We start from the raw sequence: 205 nt of genomic DNA, 5'->3' as shown, positions 1-205 counted from the left end.
GTCGGTGCTTGTTCGATCGAAATGTTCTGCAGTACATGACACATGGTGCCCAGGAGAGGACTTGAACCTCCACGTCCATAAGGACACTAGCACCTGAAGCTAGCGCGTCTACCAATTCCGCCATCTGGGCCAAGGCGCGATGCATGATACCGACTCTGCGACCGAATGCAAGCGTCTCATGGCCGGTGTGAAAGCCGCGTTCCGA

1 tRNA gene is annotated in these 205 nt (G+C 56.1%); it reads right to left on the bottom strand.

What is annotated here, in order from left to right:
* Window positions 1-43: 43 nt before the first annotated feature.
* Window positions 44-130: transfer RNA gene (locus tag BTW07_RS18995), tRNA-Leu, on the bottom strand.
* Window positions 131-205 lie beyond the last annotated feature (75 nt).

Origin of the sequence: Salinicola socius (genome assembly GCF_001937195.1) — a bacterium.
GTDB lineage: Bacteria > Pseudomonadota > Gammaproteobacteria > Pseudomonadales > Halomonadaceae > Salinicola > Salinicola socius.
The sequence above is the reverse complement of the archived record's forward strand: the minus strand, read 5'-3'. Positions and strand labels throughout refer to the sequence as shown.